The following is a 17,186-nucleotide window of genomic DNA, read 5'->3' on the forward strand; positions in this document are numbered from 1 at the left end:
TTATTAACCGCAGAGAGCGCAGAGAACGCAGAGTGGGAGAAAGAAGAGAGTTTGTGTTATGTATGATTATTTGACTTGAAAGGATTTACTGCCGATCGCACGATTTTCAAGAAACATTTTAACTTGCCAATTTCCGGTAGCAGCAGCAGTACCAATTTGGTGGCGGCATTGAGTATTCCAGATGGGTTTGTCGATTTCGCGAGTTTGATAGCGGTTTTGTTTGACAACTTGACCACTAGGATCGATCCAATCGCAGGATATCGATAGTTTTTTGCCTAATGGTGCATCTTTTAATGTAGTACGGTAAAAGATTTCGGGATTGTTTTGGCGGGAAATAACAGTCAAATTGCCGCCATCATCCTGCACGGAAGTTATGCGGTTTTGTTGCACCGAAATGCGATCGAGGGCTTGTTGACTTTGTTGGATGTAAAATCCGGTAATTGCGATCGCCCCTACTGCCACTATCGCCAATCCTCCGGCAATTAAGCGATTTAGCTGCTGCTGTCGGGCCAATGCTTTCCGGCGCTGCAACTGAATTAAAGCTTCATCTAGCAACTCTGGAGGTAGATTCAATTCCTGCAAAATTTCTTTGACTTCTGCTGAGTCAAGTTGAGCTTTTTGGAGGTTAGAAAGGCGTTCTACTTCAGCTACTACTTGCGTTAGTTGAGTTTCAGTCAGTCGATTTTCCATAAGTCGCAACCCAATAATAGTTTTTGATGCGGTTGATTTACCTGATCGCACCACTCGATCGTCATTGTAGGGCAGGCTGAACTTAAAGTCTATTCATAAATTTCACAACTTTGAACTCATAAAAGTCATATTGTAGGCGCGATCGACATTCCAGCTAAACTTAACAAGTTCATAACACACCTACAATCTCAAATCTCCAATTACTTCATTTCCACTCACCCTGAAGAGTAAAAGCGGCCCAATAATAGGGAGAGTTCCATTTTTCCTGCTGCATCATTTCCATCTGCGCCGCCCTCAAAGCTGCGGCAGGTGGTAACTTTTGTAGCAGCATTTTCTGATAAAATTTTTGCATCAATAAAGAAGTTCCTTCATCGTCCACATTCCACAAACTCACCGCTACCCGCTGCGCCCCCGCATACATGAAACCCCTTGTCAATCCCACCATTCCCTCACCTTGAATGTTCTGCCCCAATCCTGTCTGACAAGCACTTAAAACGACTAAATTTGCTGCCAGTTTCAAGTTGAAAATATCATTCAGTCGCAAGAAGCCATTTACAAGATTGCCCTTGTCATCCACCATCGACATCATAATTCCTGACAGTTCGGGATTTTTGCTATTGGCGATGCCGTGGGTGGCGAAGTGAACGATTTGATAATTGGCTAAACTGCGATCGGTAGCGGTAGTGCGACTGGCTGCAAAATCAAATTGTTGAGTTCTAGCAACTGAAGGTACTAAACTTAATATTATGTCAGCTTCTTTGCGCGTAAAAGGCAGGCGTGTGGGCGGCCATGCTAGATTGGAAGCGCGGCTGGATCGATTTAAACCGAGATTATTTGATTCTAACTTTTCGGTCGTTGCTTGAGTAACTTTACCTTTGACTCGTTCATCATCGAGAGTGAAAACCGGATCGGCTAAAATTGCTAAAGTTCGACTTGGCTGTTTTCTGTCCGCGTAATTTTGCCGGAGAATACCGAGAGTTGATGCGGAAGGCAAGGTAATAATTTCATGTTGGGCAATTAATAAGTTACTAGCATTTTGTCCTGCTGCCTGTGTCAGTGATAAAGCTGCAAAAGGAGTATAGTGCAGCACGCCGTCAGGAACAATTAATAGGCGTTTTTGTCCTAACTGGGCTGCGGCTGGCTGTAAAATTAACTCACTCAAAGCTGCACTTGCCTCGGCAACTCTTTTCGGTATCTCTCTGTAACGGCCGTCAGTTACAGTGTTTCGGAAATTCCGGGCTGCTGTTTCAATATCGGCGCGTTTGGGAAGTTCGTAGCTGGTGATTCCAGTAGCTGTCACAACCCACAAATAACTGCGGTATTCGCCGAGGGAATACTGCAATAAAATCGTATTTTCATCGAGAATCTGTTTCTGAATTTCTGGCAGCGTTAAAGGTTGGGGTTGAGTGAGGGAAGCATAGCGGGGACTGGTGCTGCGAATTTGAGTTTGATTTTGCTGGTATTGTTGCAGTAATTCCATGCGTTTTTTGTCGGTCGCTTCAACTAAATCTGCATTGGGATTGGGGCTGCTGATTAATTCGATGCGCCGTTTTTCTGTGGCGTCTAATTGCTGTTGCAAACTCTTTTCTTGTTGCAATAAATCGGGAGAAATGCCTTCGCGAATGTTGGCATTACTTTCTTGGAGGAGTTCTAGGAGGCTGCGGGCCCTCGAACGTTCACTGGCTTCTAGGGCTTTGGTATCGTAACCGAATTTAGGATTAGTTTTATGCAGTTGCATTAACAAATCGATGTAGAATTCGTAGTAGTTTTGTACTGTGGCAAAGTATGAGGTGCGAAGTTCTGGGCTGGTAATTTTGGTGCGGAGATTTTCGATTATTTGGATAGAAGATTCCATGTTATTGATGGCTTCGGGAAGATTTCCGAGAGTCCGTTTGAGAAAAGCTATACTGTAAAGGGTGAGAGCTTCTCCAGAGCGATCGCCTACTGCCCGACGCAGGAGAAGCGACTGACTGTAATATTTTAGTGCTTTCTGTTGTTCTTCTAATTGTAAGTAAACTACACCAATATTGTTGAGGGTAATAGCTTCCTGAAAGCGATTGCCGACGGCCCGACTCAGAGGTAGGGATTGGTTATAAGCTGCTAAAGCTTTTTGTGGTTCTCCCAAATTTGAGGAAAGTAAACCGATGTTGTTGAGGGTAATAGCTTCCTGCGAGCGATCGCCAACAGCCCGACTCAGAGGTAGGGATTGGTTATAAGCTGCTAAAGCTTTTTGTGGTTCTCCCAAATTTGAGTAAACTAAACCGATGTTATTTAGGGTAATAGCTTCCTGCCCTCGATTGCCGACGGCCTGACTCAAAAATAGGGATTGATTATAAGCTGCTAAAGCTTTTTGTGGTTCTCCCAAATTTGAGTAAGCTAAACCGATGTTGCTGAGGATAATAGCTTCCTGAAAGCGATTGCCGATTTCCCGACTTAAGGGCAGAGATAGGTTATAAGCTGCTAAAGCTTTTTGTTGTTCTCCCAACTTTGAGTAAACTAAACCAATGTTGTTGAGGGTATTAGATTCTTGCAATCGATTGCCGGTGGCTTGACTCAGGGGAAGCGATCGATCGTAATATTCTAAAGCTTTTTGTTGTTCTCCCAAGTTTGAGTAAACTACACCGATGTTGTTGAGGGTAATAGCTTCCTGAAAGCGATCGCCAACGCCACGACTCAGAGGCAGGGATTGGTTATAAGCTGCTAAAGCTTTTTGTGGTTCTCCCAAATTTGAGTAAGCTAAACCGATGTTGTTGAGGGTAACAGCTTCCTGCGCTCGATCGCCAACGGCACGACTTAAGGGCAGGGAGCGATCGTAATATTCTAAAGCTTTTTGCGGTTCCCCTAAATCTGAGTAAACTAAACCGATGTTGCTGAGGGTAACAGCTTCTCCAGAACGATCGCCCGCTTCCCGAAACAATTTTAATGCTATTTCAAACTGGGCGATCGCACTTTTTTTCGATTCTAATGTTCCTTGCTGGTACAGTCGCATTCCTTCTTTTAATGCTGTTTCAGCAGCTTCGCTACTGGCAATCTGTGCTGTTTGTTCGACTTTGCCAACGGGTATCGCTGCTGCTGGCTGACTTAAGTGAAGCGAAAGCGCGATCGACATTCCAGCTAAAATCAATTGAGCGCGATCGAACATAACAACCCCCTTTGTATTTACTTCTATCTTAATCTTTAGCTCGCTTGGTGTAAAGGTAGGAAGAAGTGAGGGCGATCGGCATTTTTCTTAAATTGCTAAACTGAGCTTGTAGTGCGATCGAATCATTGTGTCACTCATCCTCATCAGAAAATAGCGATGGTAAATCCCGTTCTCCCCTCACCACCCTGATAATTTCAATTCCACCGTCTATCGCCCGATAAAGAATAATGTAACCCATGAGAGGAAGCCCCCGCACAGAAGCAGCTAGTTCCTCGTAACTACGACCCATATTAGGAAAGTTAATTAAATTGCGACACTTTCGATTGAACTCCCCAACAAACTTTTCTCCGGCTTCAATATTGGTAGCTGCAAAGTAATCAGAAATTTCATCTAAATCGCGACTAGCTTCTGGAGAAACAATGTAGCGACTCATATTTGATTCTCCCGCATTTTGCGAAATTTTTCCTGCAATTTTGCGATGACTATTTCTCCATCAATCCCTTCGCCGCGATCGAGTTGAGCTATCCCTGTTGCTACTTTGGGGCGAGTTTCTTCAACCCATTTTTGATAGCTATTGCTTTTTTTTGTCTCGCTGTTTTCGGCTAATAGTTCTAATGCCGCTGCGATTACCTCCTCCGCTGAAGGATATCTGCCACTTGTAACTTGTGCTTCTATGAACTTTTCCTGATCGGGCTTGAGAGTAATTTTCATGGATTTTACCTCTGAGAACCTTTAACTATTATATCATTTCCACTCTCCTTGCAGTATAAAAGCCACCATATTATTGGGCGACATTCCAGCTAAAATCAATTGAGCGCGATCGAACATAAATACCCCTTTTGTATTTGCTTCGATCTTAGTCTTTAGCCCGCTTGGTGTAAAGGTAGGAAGAAGTGAGGGCGATCGACATTTTGCCGGAATTGCTAAACTGAACGAGTAGTGCGATCGAACTTTTGCCTAAAATGAGCAACAGCCTAATCGAATCCAATCCGATAAACACCCACTGGGATTGCCCTGAGTGCGAAGGCACAGGTACTGTCAACGGAGAAACTTGTCCCGAATGTCTCGGAGCAAAATATATTGATATTGATACACTAACTAGCTGGATGCTCGCTTTTATGGAATCTCGCGGCTGCAATCCCGATGAAATCGACCAATTGCGAACCGAAAACCCAGATCCGCTGACATTAACATTTTGCCTCGAACTTTGTATCGCCCTGAAATAAACAATGATATCAAGTCTGCCTAATTGCTTATAAATCATTTACGGGCATCGGGCAAAGAGGGCATCGGGCATAGTCCGAAAAAAAACGCACTCTACAAGTTGATTTAACTGAAACGAAATAATGCCCAATGCCCTATTCCCAATGCCCTATTCCCAATATTCATTGCCCCTGTACGGGATGTTGCCCGTAATAAGGCAAAGCATCCCACCAATCCGGGCGACTTCCTTGTTGCCACTCCAAATAAGCCAAATCCAACACGCCAGCAACCGACGAACCCAACTCGCTGCCAACTTCAATCAACTGATAGGAACTTCCCCAACTTGCCAACTTTTCCTGCCAAGATTCCGCCGTCATTACTGCATCAGAAAACAACTCTGTTACACCCCAATTACTGTTAACTGCATAAACAGCGCCAAATAATTGCCCCCGCTGTGCAGGCATTTGCAGCGCAATATCTTCTCTCAAAAGCCCCCCCGATTGTAGGGGGGGTTCTAATTCCAAAAGCCCCCCCGATTGTAGGGGGGGTTCTAATTCCAAAAGCCCCCCCGATTGTAGGGGGGGTTGGGGGGGTTCTAATTCCAAAAGCTCCCCCGTACCCGCCCTGGATTGGGGGTGCAACCAAGCAACAGCCGCCAAAGTTGAAATGGTAAAAACCGGAATATTCAACTGTTGAGCCAAAGTTCGCGCTGTCACCATACCCATGCGAGTCCCCGTAAAACCTCCGGGCCCCTTTGCCACTGCAATAAAAGCCAAATCTGCCCAAGTTTGTGGCGTGATAAACTCTACTAAATGCTGGTGTAAATCTGTTGCTAAATTGCGGCCCAAATTCCAAGTTTGGCAGCGATAATCGCCGGAAAAATTGCTGATTGCTAAACCTAGTTCGGGTGTTGAGGTGTGCAACGCTAAGCCGTATTTTTTTACTAATGTTCCGTCTTGGGGATTGCTATTCACGATTACTGATAATTTTCCTTCACAAAAAACAGTGGCAATGCCACAACCAAGCAACCCAATAAAATGCCAAATATTCCCGTGTTTAAAATCCTGGAATTGCCCATGCCACCAGTTAGTAAAAACAGCACTACTAAACTTGCAAATAAATTCTTGTTCGCAAATTCTTTGTCTTGAGAAACTTGATGTTTGACAACCATAAAACCGGATGCAACTATGAGCGCGAACCAAGAATTAAAAATGACTATTTGAGAGCCAAATATAAACCAAACTAAAGCAAACATGAGCGAATCGAGCCAGAAATCCTGAGTTTTCAACTTGGGAAGCCAAAATTCTTGGGTAGCAACTGGGGCGATTTTCTTGGCTAATTGATTGTGTTGCAGCCGCAGGAGTTTGTTTTTCAATTGAATTTTGGGATCGATTTGCAATACTTCCTTCCACTCGGGGACGCGAGAATTGTTGACTCTTCCCAACAGCTTAATGGCTGCGACTTTGTTTAACTGTAAATCGGTGAGTTTGGTGGCAATTATTTGGGATAAGTGCGGATAGTAAACGGGATTGTCTTCGGTTCTGTTGATGACGATATTGAGCTTTTGCTTGGCTTGACTGATTTGGATTGTAACATTGTACGGGGCGATCGCCTCTTGTAATGCTTGCTGAATTTCGGCTTGCTGTTCCCGACTGAAAAGCGCAGGTGCGGGCGCCAGTGCAGGCTTGGATTCTGCGCCTGTTTCCGGCGCATCCAGCACGGGCTGCGCGTCTAAATAGACCGGCTTGGGGTTCAACTGCCGGATGACTGCGGATGCTGAATTGTAGCGCCGGTTTGTGGCACTTTGGAGCATCGTATCGAGGATGCGGCCGAAATCGTCGCTAACAGCACTCTTCAAATAATTTCGCCAAGCCCAAGAATCCTCGGCGCTGTCGAACAAGTCGAAGGGAGGAATGTGAGTCAGCAAGTGAATGCAAGTAACACCCAAACTGTAGATATCGCTAGCAAAAACGGCTTTTCCCATCAATTGTTCTGGGGCTGTATAAGCAGCGCTGCCGATTATTGTGCCAGTTTGTGGCAATCCGGTTGCTGTTACTTTCTTTGCTGCACCAAAGTCTACTAAAACGATATCTTTTTGGAAAGGAGAGGGTTGATAGGAATTTTCTAAGGCGGGTAAAGGGGCGGGAGATAGGCGGCGGCGAATGATATTTTCGGGCTTGATATCGCGGTGAATGACTTTGGATTTGTGGACAAAGTGGAGCACTGGCAATAAATCGTTGAGGATTTGCCGAATTTGGGTTTCGGTGAATGCTCCTTTTTGTTCTAATTCTTGAGCTAAATTTTTGCCGTCTATAAATTCTTGTACTAAATATTGTCTTCCCTCTTGTTCAAAATGCGCGATTAATTCGGGAATTTGGGGATGTTTCCCCAAGGTTTCTAGCTGGGCTGCTTCTTGGTGAAATAGTTGAGAGGCTTTTTCGGCTGCGGTGTTGGGCGGTAAAGATTGCTTGATGACGCACTGTGCAAAATTCTGGGGTTTGGTTTCATCAACTGCTAGGAAAGTTCTGCCGAAGCCTCCTTGTGCGATCGCCCTTATGCTACGGTAGCGAGATGCTGATGGCGATTGTTCGTTAGTTAACAACAATTTTGAGCAGCAACTTTGGCACAATTCTGCATCACCGGGGTTTTGCGGATTGTGACAAGTTGGGTTTAAGCAATAGGACATTGGATTTTAGATTTTAGATTTTAGATTTTAGATTTAGGAATGGGGAATTGGGAATTGGGAATTGGGAATTGGGCATCGGGCATCGGACATCGGACATCGGGAATTGGAACTAAAAAATACCAACTGTTAACGAAGAGGGCGGGCACGGGGGCACCGCCCCTACCACAGGTCAAATGTCTACGGTCTACTAACAACTAATAACTAATAACTAACAACTGTCAACTGTCAACAGTCAACTGTCAACTGTCAACAGTCAACTGACTCAAGTTGGTACAAGTTCGCCGGGCCGCAATTTGGCCCATTTGCCGGTCTCTTGCTTAAAACTTTGACACCCGACTACATCCCATTCCATTTCTACTTCGTCTTGACGGGGGCGGATGTTGACGTTGATGGTGGGTTCTACGGGGTCGAAATCGGGTGTTTCGGTGAGGTGGATTTGTTCGTGCTGTCCTTCTACGGCGTGGTAGGTGAAGCAGCGGTCTACATAGTGGCAGTTAATACAAATACACATTCTTGATATCCTCTGTGCATTTCAAAAAGATTGGTGAATTTTGAGCTTTCTGTTAATCTAGCGTAGCAAGAGTTTTATTGTTTGTAAGGAAAGTAGATTTTTGTTGCGATGCCGATGAATTTGCCACCTGCGTTATCTCCTGAGACTTGGCCGTTCGATTTGGAACTGCTGACACCGCCTGTTTATTTGGTGGGCGGCGCGGTGCGGGATGCGCTGCTGGGCCGCCGATCGCACTATTTTGATTTGGATTTCGTTATGTTAACACGGGCGGTGAAAACTGCTAGAAAAATTGCCGATCGCACGAAAGGCGGATTTGTGTTGTTGGATGCGGAACGACAGATTGCGCGGGTGGTGTTTGCGGGCGGTACGGTGGATTTTGCCCAGGCTTTTGGCGGGAGTCTGGAGGAGGATTTGCTGCGCCGGGATTTTCGGAGTAATGCTATCGCCTGCAATCCTTTTACCGGAGAAATCATCGATCCTTTGGACGGTCAAACTGATTTGCGGTTGGGTTTGCTGCGGATGATTTCGCGATCGAATTTAGAGGACGATCCGCTGAGGTTATTAAGAGCTTACCGCCAAGCAGCACAGTTGGGTTTTGCGATCGAACCGGAAACTTTGCAGGCGATTCGGGAATTGGCGCCGCTGTTGAGTCGGGTGGCGGTGGAACGGGTGCGGACAGAATTGGGTTATTTGTTGAGCAATAATAACGGTGTTCCTTGGATTTGTAAGGGTTGCGAAGATGGGTTATTTTCGATTTGGTTTGCAAGTGCGATCGACCGTTTCGATATTTTGACAAAAATCGACGCGTGTGCTGCTGAATTGGCGGCAATTTACCCGGAGTTGGGGAAAGAGTTTGGGCGATCGATTCGGGATACAATTAAAACGCCGTTGTTGGCGATCGGGAAGTTGGCTGTTTTGGCAAATTCCGACCCGACAATTGCTGAAACCGAGTTGCTGCGGTTGAAGTACAGCAATGCAGAGATTAAAAGTGCGATCGAGCTTTTGAAATATTTGCCACAACTTCAAGCACAACCGATTGCAGAAATGTCCTTACGAGAACAGTATTTCTTGTTTCGCGACGTGGGAATAGTATTTCCAATTTTAGCAGTTTTAGCCATGGCGGTGGGAATTGCGGTTGAGGAGATTGCGCTGTTAATTAATCGCTATCTCGATGCCGGTGATATAGTCGCCCATCCCACACAATTAGTGAGCGGCAATGAGTTAATGGAATCTTTGAATATTCCCAGAAGTCCGCGCATCGGTCAATTGTTAATGGAGATTCAATTAGCGCGGGTGGAAGGGAGAATTGCGACTCGCGAAGATGCGCTGAAATTGGCGTCAGACTTTGTTGCGGTACAGCCAGATTTGATATAAATACAAATCCCTAAAATGTATAGCGGTTATCAGAAAGATTAGGTACGTTGTTGGGCTTTAGCCCTCTGACTGCCGCATACAAAATACGACTTTGAAACCTCGTTGACTCCTAAATTCGCCTCGGCAGATTAAAGATGAGGTATGAGGTACGTTGTTGGGCTTTAGCCCTCTTACTACCGCATACAAAATACAACTTTCATATCTCGTTTATTCCTAAATCCGCCTGGGCAGATGAAAATTTATTGAGAATAGGTTTAAACCGCAGATTTATCTTTGAGCTCCGTGCTGTTGGAGTAACTTAACAATCTCCGGAGTGGATGATTTGTAAGCAATACTTAAGGCAGTTTCACCATTTTTGTTTCGAGCATTTACATCCGCACCCTTTGCAAGAAACAACTTTACTAATGCAGGTTTTACTTGCGGAGATATACCAGTATTGGATTGCACAATTCTCATCAACAGAGTAGTATTATCGTAAGGATCTGGTTCGTTCACATCAGCACCGCGATCGATCAATAATTTTACAATCTCGATATTTCGATGGGAGACAGCGCTGTAAAGTAAACCTGATGGTACTTCAGCTTGATGATCGAGCAGTAATTCAATTATCTCTTGCTTCGTTTTTTCAGACTTAAACCTCTTGATTACAGAAAAAAAGGTGCTGTCATTCACCTTGGCGCCTCGCTCGATCAAGGCTTTCATTGCTTGAGAATTGCCCCTATCTGCTGCGATGTTGAGTGCTGTTTGTCCAGTATCGTGACGGGGGAGATCGATCGCCTCCATGTCTGCACCGCTGGCGATTAAAAGGTCGATCGCCCCGCTACCCCGTCCAGCAGCCGCCGCGTGCAGGGGCGTTTGTCCTGATTTGTCGAGAGCCCTTACATCCAATCCTTTTTGGAGAAACAACTGTACAATTGCCTGATTCGGGCCAAAAGCAGCCGCGTGTAACAGTGTTTGGTTTAAATAAGTCTTGAAATGGATATCTGCATTTTTTGCCAAGAGCTTTTCGACTGCTGCGCGATCGCCCGTGTAAGCAGCACTAAACAGCAAAATGTTGATATTATCTATTTTGGGCAATTTCCATTCATCTAACATATCCCCAATTCTCACCCGATCGCCCTGCCAGTGCACAGACACAAGTTGCACCATCTCCACACTTCTACTATTCAACTCTCTTCCAGCCGCATCGAACAGAAATACATCGCAGGGGGCATCGCTTCCTCCACCGGGCATAGAAAACAGCATTGGATATCTGAGAATCGCGATCGAATATTTGCCATCAGGACTAAATTCGGCCGTGCGAATACCCAATTTCATAATTTGTCCGGGGGCAACCGAGAGGATAATTAACAAGCCTAAAATACCAAGACAGCCAAAACGAAAGAAACGCATAATTTTCTTAAGGTAGCTTATGCGATCGACTATAGCAGTCCTAAATGACTCGTAAAGTTTTTTTACCCCACCCCAACCCTCCCCTTATTAAGGGGAGGGAGTAAGAAATTCACAAATGATTTAGGATTTCTATATAACTTTTAACCTATGTCAATCGATCGCACTTTGGGAATTAGCAAACAACAATCGCGTTTTGGACGATCGGCAAAATTTACTGCAAGCTAGAGTTGTAATAGTCGTTCTCGATCGACGATTTATATCAAATCCGTTAACATCGTCCTGTATTTATCTCTCTCTTCCCTTTCTCTGTATTCTCTGCGGTTAAATCATTCCGATCCAAGCGGAAACGATATTACATACAACAACTAATGCAAAAACCTCGATCCAGCAAAGTCCGGCCATTCCCGTTGGAGCTTGTGCTGATTGTTCCCTTCGTGTTACTATTAATTCGCAAAACTTCCGCATATCCTGCGCGAGGAACTAAGCTTTTCCCAAGTCTGAGCAATTGCTGCATTCCTATCCGCTGTTTCCGTTAAACTTTTAAACTTTGATGATTTTTGAGCGCCTTGAAATACTACAGCCAACATCCTAACGCTTTCTCGATCGACTATCTCAACGACTTACGAGGAGCAATTCTCGCCTCACCTTACTTTGCAACCAACAACCTCAACCGCGATTTCATCGGCACAAAAGGCTTTTCCGTGGTATTTGGGCGCGCTCAAATCGCCGAAGTCGAGCGCCGATTCCCGTTGTTCAAACCCTATCTAGACCAAGCATTACAGCCGGAATGCAACGCTTTTTACCTCAATCCCCTGCTTCTGGGCGAAGGTTCCCGCGTCGATCCGCATATCGATCGATCTTTGCGATCGTACTGCAAAACGGTTGAACCTCCCGCCGCCGTCAGCGTTTTGTACGTACAAGTTCCCCCAAATTTGCAAGGCGGAGAATTGATACTCCGGCGCAACAAACAGCAAGTCGGACAGATTAAGCCACAAGTCAATTCACTGATCTATTTTCAAGGAGATTTGACACACTCAGTCAACGCCGTAAAAAGTAGCGGGACTCGCTTAAGTTTGGTTTGCGAACAGTACAGTTTGAGCGCCACAGAATTACAAGATATTCCCGGATTTACAATCGAGTCGAGGGCGGCGAAAGCAAAAATCAAATGAGGTTTATCTAGTAAAATAATCAAAATGCTTGTAGGGGCCGGTTAACCAACAATCTCTGACTCAAACCAACAATCTCATAAACCCGCCCCCACCACACGACAAAATTCGATCGCGCGCAATTCGTATCGGCTCAATAAGTAGGGGTAGCAGTTAATCTGGCTGCCAAGACAATCCCAACGGATAAAGAGCAGATTTTTCGCGAATAATAGTGGACAGAGAGGGAATAACTCCAAGTTGAGAAATTCGGTCGCGCACATAATCAAAAAAACTGATTCCCAACTGACGTGTAGTAGCAACAAGAGACATAAAAGTATCCCATGCCTGAGTACCCTCAATAGTTTGAGTTGCATAACTAATATTACGTCGCTGCACCATGGTTCTAGCAGCTAACTCAGCCGGATTATTATGCAGAGGTAACTCAGGATGCTCTAAAACCCTCAGCAACTCCGCTATTTTTGTGACAGTTAATTGTTTGCGTTCATCCAACAATTCATAACCACTTGGGGTTTCAAAAAGCCGCCGAAATTTAGACCTTAAAAGCAGTGCAGCTTCAGGACTTGGAGCATCTTTATAAGCTAATAATTCCCGATAATAATCCCAAAAATCTTTGATAAATTTCCCTAAGATTGCTTGATGGCAATGGAATACGGGGCTTAACTTCTTGTAATGTCTTCCCTCATGTACCCAACATAACGCTCTATCGGCAGTGATTAACTTAAATTGTGGAGCATCATCGCAACAAAGAGTTTGTACGACTGGACAATCTGTTTGCTGATGATAGAAAACAATAGCTGCTGCTTCTTTAATCCTGGTAACTTGTTGGGAACCGAGTTTGGGTACATACTTATTAAGTAGGTGATTAAACTCCTCCTCACCCAACACTGTTTCTTGAGGTAATAGCTGGAGAGCGTTTTGCCATTTAATCGGGATTTTGAAGTCCTCAATTAGTGAGAAGAAGAGTGGATTTAGAATAAATTTCAGTTCTCGTCCTGGCTGTAATCCTTTCAGTACAGTCAGTCTGTCTTTATTGGCTGTTGTGAAGTATACTGTATATAAAGGGTTGCAGATGATATTGGTGGTATGGTTGACTCCTTTAACACGCGCACCCGTTTGGTCGAAGTGTTGCCAAGGGCTACTCGCTAGTCCTGAATCATAAACTTCTTTTTTCTCGGTTTCAAAACCAGAGTGGTTTTTGATTAACAGGTTGGATAAATAACCTGCTGACATGGAAATCCCTAAATCTGCTAAAAAATCTAGTAGTTTACCTTGGGTCATATTGCCCCCATAGTACAAGCTGATGATTAAGGCTTTGATTCCTGGTCCAAATTCTCCTTCGTAGCCCATTGGTAGTTCTGCTACATAAGTTTTTCGGAGTGAGGGTGAGTAATATTTCTGCTTGCGGAACAGTATGTTGTCGGTTGCCAAGCTGATATCTTGGATGATTACTTGTTCGTATCCTTTAAATTCGGCGTCTGCTGGCAGTTGGTCTGTGGGATATTCTAGTATTTGTTCTCGATCTATTTTAATCGTGGCGTTCTTACTGCCTTTTTTGTGCTTTTTGGGCGTTTTTCGTTCTTTTTCTGATGAGTGCTGACTTTTGAAGCCTTTGGAGCCTTTGGAGTTGGCTTTGATGTCTGGTTTTCCTTGTTCTCCCTTCAATCGGTTGTTTTCATCTTTTAACTGTTGATTCTCTGATTCTAAGTCTTTGACTTTTAATTGTAATTGCTCTATTAGGTTCAGTAAGAGTTCTACTTTCTGACGCATTGATTCGTCTGCAATACCTGAGGGGTCGATGGTTTGCAGTAGTATATTGCAGGGTGACTTGTCTCGTGAAATAATATGAAGCGTCATGTCTCCTATTTTATAACACTTTTTTTACTCTGCTTACTTTTTTTCTCGGCTACCCCGAATTATTGAGCGGATACCGCAATTCAATAGAAGTTTATTTTATAATCTGATATCAGAGCCAGTGAATGAATCAAAATGCTTGTAGGGGCGTTCACAAACAATCTCTGACTCAAACCAACAATATCCATAAACCCGCCCCCACCACACGACAAAATTCGATCGCGCGCAATTTAACAGACATGACATGAAGTAGGTGCGTCAGCTTTGAACCCTCAATTCTGGATAAAATAACGCGCTGCTGACACACCCTACAACTCAAATTCTGCCGTTATGCGCGATCGGGCGATCGTCCGTTGGCAAAAAAAACTAAAATTCTGTAGTCTACGATACATTTATTTCCTTAATGATTGTTTACAATTTCCAAGTGTAGATTGTGTACTCTCCATAATTCCCCAAAACGCTAAACGAGTGCGTTGTTTGCTGGACTGCGATTTAGCGATCGTCGAACCATTAAAAACCATAAGTAGTTTTGACCAGAATTCATAGGAATTAACTCGCACAAAATTTTTGAGCTTACCAGGGTGAAAATTAGCCAGTAAATCTGTGCAGCGCCGACATCTACGATGTTGACTCAAATTAGTACAGTCTCCAGTCATCTATTTGCTTGCTAATAATCGAAATCCAACCGCATCTATCGAACACCGGATTCTCACCAACACGGACGGCGAAGAGATTCCGCCTTGCTCCTCCAATCTTTGAGAGCCTGCCAAACAAGGCATTCTCCAAAAAGTTAGGTCAGACTAAAAATGTTGGTAAATCCAACATATTCGTCAACGGTTAGACTTGCGCTAACCTATATTTTTTCACAGCTACCTGTCCCTAATTCGCATAAAAATAACCATGAGTGGAAACGAATCGCGCATTCAAGCAATTTCTCAAATCGTCAACCGCCAAATAACTCCTGCAAAGCCTCCCAAGCGGTTAGAAGAAATGTGGGCAACAGACGTGTTTAGTCTGAGCAAAATGCAAGAAAGCCTGCCCAAAAGCATTTTCAAATCAGTAAAAAATACCATTCAAACAGGTACAACACTCGATCCTTCCGTAGCCGATGTCGTGGCAGTAGCAATGAAAGATTGGGCGATTTCCAAAGGAGCCCTCTACTACGCCCACGTATTTTACCCGCTAACCAACAGCACCGCCGAAAAACACGACGGTTTCATCTCCGTCCAAAGCGACGGCTCCGTCATCTCAGAATTTGCAGGTAAACTGCTAGTACAAGGCGAACCCGACGGTTCCTCCTTCCCCAACGGCGGAATTCGCTCCACCGCAGCAGCTCGCGGATACACAGCATGGGATGTCACCAGCCCCGCCTATGTCATGGAAACAGACAACGGCATGACATTGTGCATTCCCACTGTTTTCATCTCCTGGACAGGTGAAGCCCTAGACAAGAAAACCCCGCTTTTGCGCTCCATTGCTGCCATGAACAAAGCAGCAACCAGAGTCTTAAAACTGTTAGGAAATACCGAAGTAGCTCCCGTGAATTCCAGTTGCGGTTCCGAGCAAGAATACTTCCTAATAGATTCCAACTTCGCCAACAGCCGCCCCGATTTACTATTAGCAGGTCGCACCCTGTTCGGCAAACCTCCAGCCAAAGGTCAGCAATTTGACGACCACTATTTTGGAGCAATCCCAGAGCGCGTTCAAGTCTTCATGCAAGAAGTTGAAGAAAGAATGTACCGCCTGGGCATTCCTGCCAAAACCCGCCACAACGAAGTAGCACCCGGTCAGTTTGAAATTGCACCAGTTTTTGAAGCAGCAAACGTCGCCAGCGACCACCAACAATTGACCATGACAATTCTACGCAACACAGCGAAGAAACATGGTTTTATGTGCTTGCTGCACGAGAAGCCTTTCGCAGGAATCAACGGTTCCGGCAAACACGTCAACTGGTCAGTCGGTAACGCCACCCAAGGCAACTTATTAGACCCCGGCGATACACCCCACTCGAACGTCCAATTCCTAGTTTTCTGTGGCGCTGTAATTCGCGGCGTTCACAAATACGGCCCCTTGTTGCGCGCAGTAGTTGCAACTGCTAGCAACGACCACCGCTTGGGTGCAAATGAAGCTCCGCCAGCGATTATCTCTGTCTATTTGGGTTCGCAATTAGAAGATATCTTCGAGCAAATTCGCCAGGGCGGAGTTAAGGGTTCTCAAGGTCGCGGAATCATGAATTTAGGCGTAGAAACACTGCCTACTTTCATAAAAGATGCCGGTGACAGAAACCGGACTTCGCCCTTTGCCTTTACTGGAAACCGCTTTGAATTCCGCGCAGTAGGTTCGGGTCAATCTGTTTCCGGCCCGCTGGTCGCGATGAATACAATTCTTGCCGATTCTTTAGACTGGGTTGCTAACAAATTAGAAAGCGATTTGGCTAAGGGAACTGAACTGAATGCTGCCATCCAAACACTCTTGAAAGAAGTGATGGACGAACACGGCGCCGTAGTATTTGGCGGCAACGGCTATTCTGAAGAATGGCACAAAATGGCCGTTGAAGAACGCGGTTTAGCTAACTTGCGGACTACCGCCGATGCTTTGCCCGTATTGAAGGCAGAATACATTGAGGACTTGTTTGAAAAGACAGGCGTTCTGACTCCGGTTGAATTGGAAAGCCGTTTTGATGTGTATGCAGAGCAGTATATACTGGCTATTGAAGTCGAAGCAAAACTGGTCGGCAGCATTTCCAAAACAATGATTTATCCGGCAGCGGTGAGATATTTGTCGGATCTTTCTAACACAATTGCTGGCTTGAAAGAGATTGGCATTGAATTAGAAAAGGCAACTGCTGAAAAAGTCGCGACGCTGGTTAAGTCGATGATGGATACTGCGAGCAAGTTGAGTGATGCTTTGGGCAAGCACGATTTTGCTACAACTGAAGAGCATATGCAGTTTGCTTCGCAAACCATTCGTCCTTTGATGGATGAGGTTCGTCAGTATGTTGATGCTTTGGAAGCTGAAGTGGCTGATGATTTGTGGCCGCTGCCTACTTATCAAGAAATGCTGTTTGTTAAGTAATCGCAAACCTGGTTAATTTCGGGCGAGATTTGTCGGGACACTCCAAGAGCCTATTGGTGTCAACTTAAGGTCAAACCTAGTCAGAGACTGTTATTT

The 17,186-nt window shown here is 44.9% G+C and carries 13 protein-coding genes; 4 read left to right on the forward strand and 9 right to left on the reverse strand.

Translation table 11 applies throughout. From position 1 onward, the window contains the following. Positions 1–66 precede the first annotated feature (66 nt). From QZ938_RS17550 to QZ938_RS17565, 4 genes are all read right to left on the reverse strand, one after another. Positions 67–690, reverse strand: a complete 624-nt coding sequence (locus QZ938_RS17550; protein ID WP_293349947.1) for a DUF3859 domain-containing protein — start codon at positions 688–690, stop codon at positions 67–69. Positions 691–895: 205 nt separating this feature from the next. Beyond that, the gene (locus QZ938_RS17555; protein WP_293349950.1) at positions 896–3,832 is read right to left on the reverse strand and encodes a tetratricopeptide repeat protein; all 2,937 of its coding nucleotides are present in this window, start codon (positions 3,830–3,832) and stop codon (positions 896–898) included. A 130-nt stretch (positions 3,833–3,962) separates the two neighbouring features. After that, complete coding sequence (locus QZ938_RS17560) at positions 3,963–4,265, reverse strand: type II toxin-antitoxin system RelE/ParE family toxin (protein WP_293349953.1); 303 nt, start codon at positions 4,263–4,265, stop codon at positions 3,963–3,965. Then, on the reverse strand, positions 4,262–4,543 hold the full coding sequence (locus QZ938_RS17565) for a type II toxin-antitoxin system ParD family antitoxin (RefSeq protein ID WP_293349956.1): 282 nt from the start codon (positions 4,541–4,543) through the stop codon (positions 4,262–4,264). Before QZ938_RS17565 ends, QZ938_RS17560 begins: the two co-directional genes overlap by 4 nt. A 251-nt stretch (positions 4,544–4,794) precedes the next feature. Between QZ938_RS17565 and QZ938_RS17570 the strand changes: the two genes are divergently transcribed. Then, the gene (locus QZ938_RS17570; RefSeq protein WP_293146359.1) at positions 4,795–5,058 is read left to right on the forward strand and encodes a hypothetical protein; all 264 of its coding nucleotides are present in this window, start codon (positions 4,795–4,797) and stop codon (positions 5,056–5,058) included. Between the two features lie 159 nt (positions 5,059–5,217). On the opposite strand, the gene tsaB is transcribed toward QZ938_RS17570, so the two are convergent. From tsaB to QZ938_RS17585, 3 genes are all read right to left on the reverse strand, one after another. After that, the gene (gene tsaB / locus QZ938_RS17575; protein ID WP_293349959.1) at positions 5,218–6,009 is read right to left on the reverse strand and encodes a tRNA (adenosine(37)-N6)-threonylcarbamoyltransferase complex dimerization subunit type 1 TsaB; all 792 of its coding nucleotides are present in this window, start codon (positions 6,007–6,009) and stop codon (positions 5,218–5,220) included. A 2-nt stretch (positions 6,010–6,011) separates the two neighbouring features. After that, the gene (locus QZ938_RS17580) at positions 6,012–7,721 is read right to left on the reverse strand and encodes a serine/threonine-protein kinase (protein WP_293349961.1); all 1,710 of its coding nucleotides are present in this window, start codon (positions 7,719–7,721) and stop codon (positions 6,012–6,014) included. A gap of 262 nt (positions 7,722–7,983) precedes the next feature. Next, entirely contained in the window at positions 7,984–8,232 is a 249-nt protein-coding gene (locus QZ938_RS17585) for a Ycf34 family protein (protein ID WP_293146353.1), read from the reverse strand. Between the two features lie 108 nt (positions 8,233–8,340). Between QZ938_RS17585 and QZ938_RS17590 the strand changes: the two genes are divergently transcribed. Further along, a complete protein-coding gene (locus QZ938_RS17590; protein WP_293349963.1) occupies positions 8,341–9,606 on the forward strand; it encodes a CCA tRNA nucleotidyltransferase in 1,266 nt (421 codons plus the stop codon). Between the two features lie 267 nt (positions 9,607–9,873). On the opposite strand, the gene QZ938_RS17595 is transcribed toward QZ938_RS17590, so the two are convergent. After that, positions 9,874–10,998: an ankyrin repeat domain-containing protein gene (locus QZ938_RS17595; protein WP_293349965.1), complete on the reverse strand. Its 1,125-nt coding sequence runs from the start codon at positions 10,996–10,998 to the stop codon at positions 9,874–9,876. Positions 10,999–11,555: 557 nt separating this feature from the next. Between QZ938_RS17595 and QZ938_RS17600 the strand changes: the two genes are divergently transcribed. Next, on the forward strand, positions 11,556–12,167 hold the full coding sequence (locus QZ938_RS17600; protein ID WP_293146347.1) for a 2OG-Fe(II) oxygenase: 612 nt from the start codon (positions 11,556–11,558) through the stop codon (positions 12,165–12,167). 150 nt (positions 12,168–12,317) lie between these two features. On the opposite strand, the gene QZ938_RS17605 is transcribed toward QZ938_RS17600, so the two are convergent. After that, complete coding sequence (locus QZ938_RS17605; RefSeq protein ID WP_293349967.1) at positions 12,318–13,931, reverse strand: transposase; 1,614 nt, start codon at positions 13,929–13,931, stop codon at positions 12,318–12,320. Positions 13,932–14,915: 984 nt separating this feature from the next. Here QZ938_RS17605 and QZ938_RS17610 point away from each other — a divergent pair. Then, positions 14,916–17,090: a glutamine synthetase III gene (locus QZ938_RS17610; RefSeq protein WP_293146345.1), complete on the forward strand. Its 2,175-nt coding sequence runs from the start codon at positions 14,916–14,918 to the stop codon at positions 17,088–17,090. The last annotated feature ends 96 nt before the right edge of the window (positions 17,091–17,186 follow it).

This window comes from Microcoleus sp. CAWBG27 (assembly GCF_020883145.1).
GTDB lineage: Bacteria > Cyanobacteriota > Cyanobacteriia > Cyanobacteriales > Microcoleaceae > Microcoleus.